Source organism: Lentzea flava, from assembly GCF_014648475.1.
GTDB classification, from domain to species: Bacteria; Actinomycetota; Actinomycetes; order Mycobacteriales; family Pseudonocardiaceae; genus Lentzea; species Lentzea flava.
This window is the reverse complement of record NZ_BMRE01000128.1, coordinates 1-3,698: the sequence shown is the minus strand read 5'-3', so window position 1 is coordinate 3,698 and position 3,698 is coordinate 1. Positions and strand designations below refer to the sequence as shown.

Here is a 3,698-nt window from a genome sequence, read left to right as displayed (position 1 = left end):
GCCGGCCACCCGTTCGCCGTCGTGTCGCGGCAGACCGAGCAGTTCGCCCATCACGGAGTCGGGATGGGCGTGATTCGACCGCGGAACGCAATACACTGCGGTGTGCTACAGCCAGCGCCTGGCCGAGGCTGGCGTGGTGGCATCGTTGGCGGCAAAGGTGATTCCTGTGACAACGCCACAGCCGAGGCCTTCAACTCGATTTTCAAAGCAGAACTGGTCGGCGACAAGGGAACCCTGGCGCGGTATCGACGACCTCGAGATCGCTGCCGCCGAGTAGATCGACTGACACAACCACCGGCGGCCATACGCCGAACTCGGCCTGATCCCGCCCATGGATCACGAGTCCAACGATCACCACACAACCACACCGTCTCGACGCCGGTCAGGTAATCAAACCCGATACCGGACACCTGCACATGCGTGGACGGACTTCGCCTTGGCCGCACCGTTCTGTTTGTCTACTTGGAACTCGGCCGAAGCGCGCGATCTGCCCGACCGATCAAGATGTGTCGTACGGGCAGAAATCAAGGATCTGAAGGGCGGTTTGTCTCGCCGTGGGTTAATTCAGCCCTCTTGCCGAGTTATGGTGCGGTGGCTTACGGATTGACTCGCGGGAGCGGTGCGATGATCTGCTGGGACAGACGTGGAGATGGCGCCGTGGTTGGCGTTTTGAGCCGCGAGGAGATTGCCGTACTGCGCTCTTATGCGGCCGGTGTGGTCCGGCTGGCCGATTACGGGTTGAAGTCCTGCACCTGGATCGCAGGCCGCTCGGAAGAGAGCGGCCTGTGGGTGCCGGCCGAACCGGTACACGACACTCGAATCGTTGCCATCGTCAAGGGTCACCTTCCTGAGGGTTCCCTGGACTGGGAGGTTGCCTGGCACGCACCGGACTGCCTCACGGCGTCGGCGGCGGCCGCGCGGAGGGCCGCCGCGACACTGCCCGAATCCGGTGGTGTTGTTGTGCTGGAGTCCATTGAGGACGTCGCGGCGTGGTGTCGCCTGATCGGTGACGTGTTGGCAGCACTCGACCCGTACGCCGAGGGACGCCCTCGAGAGGTTCAGGACGCGGCGCAGCGAACCTCGGACTGGCTCGAGGCGCTCCGGCAGGGCATCGATCAGATCACGCCGTGCCGCAAGGCGTAAGCGACGGCATGCGCCCGGTTGCGCAGATTGAGCCTGCTCAGCAGGCTGTGCAACACGTTCTTCACGGTTCGCTCCGAGTAGATCAGTCTCTCCGCGATCTCGCTGGTGTCGAGCCCGTCGGCGAGCAGCCTGATCACCTCGGTCTCGCGCTGGGAAAACCCGCCGAGCGTGAGGTCCCGCGGGCCGAGTGTGTTCTCCTGCAACAGTTTCAGGCCCTCCAACACGATGCCGAGTTGCTCGGCTGGAAGGTCGCCCCGCCCCTCGCAGGCGTCACGAACGGCGCGCAGCAGCCTGGTCCGGTTGGTCGCTTCGTTGCGCGGTACCAGGACGACGAGTCCGTGTTCGATGGCTGCCCACAGTTCGTTCCGCTTCAAATCATCGGCGATGAGCACGAGCCTCTTGATGCCGGGGGTGAGCACTTCGTGCAGACCGACGTCGGCGACGGCGATGGTGACCTCCGCCTCCGACGACTCCGTGACCAGTTCGATTCCAGGCGTGGGTCGGAGCATCGCGAGCAGGCCTGAGGTGACCAGAGGATCAGTCGTGACGACCGATACGCGGATTGCCGCGCGGCGCGTCTGCCCGGAGGTGGCAGGGCGGCGCTCACTCGGCCAAGCGGTGTGCGGAGTCATGTCCATAGCGAACATCGCGATCAGGTCCGGACACCAGTCACTTCGGGCGGCAGCTTTCAGTTTTGCAAAAGCTGCCGGTTAAGTTGGTGGGGGTTCCGCGGCCTTCACCTGCCGTCTCAGGCCCGCTGCGCGAAAGTGCCTGCAGCAGTGTACCGATGGGTAGCGTCCGCGCGAAGCGGTTGACCTGCGGTTGAGCCTGGGCTTGCGTTGTTCGGTCAATGCTGTTCCGGTGGGCCGGTTAGGCAACTTACCTGATGTAAGTCGTCTCAACTGGTTTGCTCGTCGACTTCGGCCCTTGCGGGCAACTTGAGGTTCACCTTGGGTTCGTAACGGTCCGGCTGCGTTGATTGCAGAAGAAAGCAGTAGCTGTAATGCGGGTTCACAGGGCGCATTGGACTGGGTCCGGTGCCGAGCTGGTGAGGGAGCGTGTGGTGTCTTCTCCGCATAACGAGCGGGTCGAGCAGCTGAAGGAGCAGTTGCAGCAGCAGATCGTCGAGCTGCGCGAGACCCAGCAGAAGCTGAGAGAGGTGACCTGCACGGTCACCGCGCCAAGGCAGGCCGTCTCGGTCACCGTTGGCTACGGCGGCTTCGTGAAGGAAGTGAAGTTCCCGACCAGTGCCTACAAGCGCATGGCCCCCAACGAGCTGTCCTCAGCGGTGTTCAAGGCGATCGCCGATGCACAGGCCCAGGTGGCCACCAAGTCGGCGGACATCCTTGCACCGTCGATGCCTGCTGGGGTCGATGTGCACCAGTTGTTCCGTGGCGAAGCCGATCTCCCGTCAGTGCTGACCGCTGAGCTCGACCAGCACGCGGCACGGCGCCAGACGATGGATTTGAGGAGCTGATAAGCATGGCCGCCAAGCAGCCTCCCGTCAACGGCGGATCAGGTGACACCTCGGGTGGAAGTGATGGAGGTGGAGGTTGGTCGACCGATGACTTCGGCGGAGTCAACGGCCCGATCTTCCGCGACGTCGATGCCCTGCTCCGGTACGGGGCCATGTTTAAGGCTCTTTCTCACAAAATTCGGTCGTTCGCACACGGGCTTGCTGAGTACTCCAGGGTCGCGCCGCTGAAGCGCGGTGTGTCCGACGAGACCTGGGACACGTACTCTCCCAGCCACTTCAAGGTCGGGGACGACATCGTGAGCGTCCTGTTCAAGACGTCAGACGGTGCGGAGTCCGCCGGCGAGGGGATCACAGCGCTCGGGCTCGCAGCCCAACGCGTCGACGAGAACAACACCAACATTGCCAATCATCTCGGGAAGCACCTCAAGTCACCGGGTGCGTCCCAGGCGTTTCGTCCTGTGGAGCAGGCTGGTCCTGGTGGGTTGAATCGTTTGGTCGGCAAGGTGGTGAAGCAGCCGGATGGAAGTTCGAGGTATGTGGAGAATGATGAGTCTTTCCGTCCTGTGGAGCAGGCTGGTCCTGGTGGGTTGAATCGTTTGGTCGGCAAGGTGGTGAAGCAGCCGGATGGAAGTTCGAGGTATGTGGAGAATGATGAGTCTTTCCGTCCTGTAGAGCAGCGGGGGCCTGGCGGGATGAATCGTCTGGTCGGCAGGATGGAGAGGCAGCCGGATGGAAGTTCGAGGTACGTGGTGGACGAACCGCTCAATCCTCCGGCTCAGAAGACCTTCACGAAGTCGGTGCATCCGACTGACCTGGTGGAGTTCAATCAGGGCGACCCGATCGCGACGCCGCAAAATACGGTGAAGCTGCCACCGTCGACCGGCTCAGACGGATCCGATCAAGGCCGCTGAGGCCGCGGCAACGTTGCAGTCCGAGTTCATCCGCGCCTCTGGGGTGGTTTCGTGAAACCCATTTGTGCCGAGCGCCTGAAAGCGCAGGTGCTGGGTTTGTGGTTTTGCGTGCGCGGGTGTGTCCGTGTGGTCGTGGGTGTGTTGAGCGGCGTGCGGGGGTTGTGGCG

At 63.0% G+C, this 3,698-nt stretch carries 4 protein-coding genes; 3 read left to right on the top strand and 1 reads right to left on the bottom strand.

What is annotated here, in order from left to right; all coding sequences use genetic code 11:
* Positions 1-624 precede the first annotated feature (624 nt).
* Positions 625-1,143 carry a DUF2017 family protein gene (locus IEZ09_RS45745; protein ID WP_189260120.1) on the top strand — a complete coding sequence of 173 codons (519 nt, stop codon included), beginning with the start codon at positions 625-627 and terminating at the stop codon, positions 1,141-1,143.
* On the opposite strand, the gene IEZ09_RS45740 is transcribed toward IEZ09_RS45745, so the two are convergent.
* On the bottom strand, positions 1,116-1,652 hold the full coding sequence (locus tag IEZ09_RS45740; RefSeq protein ID WP_229813568.1) for a response regulator transcription factor: 537 nt from the start codon (positions 1,650-1,652) through the stop codon (positions 1,116-1,118). The two genes, IEZ09_RS45745 and IEZ09_RS45740, sit on opposite strands and share 28 nt — an antisense overlap.
* Positions 1,653-2,206: 554 nt before the next feature.
* On the opposite strand from IEZ09_RS45740, the gene IEZ09_RS45735 reads away from it, so the two are divergent.
* Both IEZ09_RS45735 and IEZ09_RS45730 read left to right on the top strand, forming a co-directional pair.
* The gene (locus tag IEZ09_RS45735; protein ID WP_189260118.1) at positions 2,207-2,620 is read left to right on the top strand and encodes a YbaB/EbfC family nucleoid-associated protein; all 414 of its coding nucleotides are present in this window, start codon (positions 2,207-2,209) and stop codon (positions 2,618-2,620) included.
* 5 nt (positions 2,621-2,625) lie between these two features.
* Positions 2,626-3,531, top strand: coding sequence for a hypothetical protein (locus IEZ09_RS45730; protein ID WP_189260117.1), 906 nt, complete (start codon positions 2,626-2,628; stop codon positions 3,529-3,531).
* The last annotated feature ends 167 nt before the right edge of the window (positions 3,532-3,698 follow it).

Coding starts and splice junctions, on each gene's coding strand:
- IEZ09_RS45745 (WP_189260120.1), top strand. CDS start 625: ATGATCTGCTGGGACAGACGTGGAGATGGCGCCGTGGTTGGCGTTTTG.
- IEZ09_RS45730 (WP_189260117.1), top strand. CDS start 2,626: ATGGCCGCCAAGCAGCCTCCCGTCAACGGCGGATCAGGTGACACCTCG.
- IEZ09_RS45740 (WP_229813568.1), bottom strand. CDS start 1,652: ATGCTCCGACCCACGCCTGGAATCGAACTGGTCACGGAGTCGTCGGAG.